The organism is Pseudohongiella sp. (genome assembly GCF_040877505.1).
GTDB lineage: Bacteria > Pseudomonadota > Gammaproteobacteria > Pseudomonadales > Pseudohongiellaceae > Pseudohongiella.
Genome location: NZ_JBBDNQ010000014.1, coordinates 1 through 1,010 on the forward strand (window position 1 = coordinate 1; position 1,010 = coordinate 1,010).

Annotated in this window: 1 protein-coding gene; it reads left to right on the forward strand. The window is 55.5% G+C overall.

From position 1 onward, the window contains the following. Positions 1-254 precede the first annotated feature (254 nt). Positions 255-1,010 (forward strand): reverse transcriptase domain-containing protein (locus tag WD071_RS04490; RefSeq protein ID WP_368047146.1); only part of this gene is annotated, 756 nt, incomplete at its 3' end.

The following is a 1,010-nucleotide window of genomic DNA, read 5'->3' on the forward strand; positions in this document are numbered from 1 at the left end:
AGACCTGATGCATGTACGGATGTCTTTTACGCGGAACCCGGGAGGTCCTGCGTTGCGTGGTTGGTCTTTAGCCACCGGGTCGGGGAAGCCTAAAAAGCGTAGCCCGAACCTTTTGCAATGCAGGAAGTCGGATAGCGTCATAGTAGTGAGGAAGCTGGCGAACAACGAAGGCCACTGAGTAGTCTGGCCAACGGCGGAGTCGGTGGAGCGAAGGGCGCTAACAAAGAGGAACGAGAACCAAAGCGAGTGTGACCATGACACAGAGCGTGGGGAAAACGCTGACAGGACTGGTTCGAGTACGCCAATCGGCAAAACAGAGCCCTAAACAGCGATTCGACAATCTGCTGAAACACCTGACACCGGAGCTGCTACAGCAAGCGTACTACGCGCTGAATGCCAAAGCAGCCAAAGGCGTAGACGACGTAAGCTGGGAGGACTACGGGCAAGGTCTTGAAGCCCGTATAGCCGACCTGTGCCAACGCGTTCATACCAACCGGTACAAACCCCAGCCCGTAAAACGCATCTGGATACCCAAGGCGAATGGACAGCAACGCCCGATCGGCATTACCGCGATTGAGGACAAGGTTGTTCAACAGGCAGTAGTTTGGGTATTGGAGGCGATTTATGAGGTCGACTTTTTGGGTTTTAGCTATGGCTTCCGGCCCGGGCGCAGTCAACACCATGCTCTGGATGCCGTCTATGTAGCCATCGCTTCGCGGAAAGTAAACTGGGTGCTGGATGCAGACATCAAAAGCTTCTTCGACACTCTCCAGCACGACTGGATGATGACGTTCCTGAAGCACCGAATCGCCGATCCACGGCTGCTACGGATAGTGGAGCGTACGCTAAAATGCGGCGTAGTGGACGAGGGTAGGAAGACCAAAACAGACGCAGGTACGCCACAAGGCGCGGTCTTGTCACCGCTGCTGGCGAACATCTACCTGCACTATGTGCAGGACTTATGGGTAAGGCAGTGGCGGCATCGCCACTCGCGAGGCGCGATGTATGCA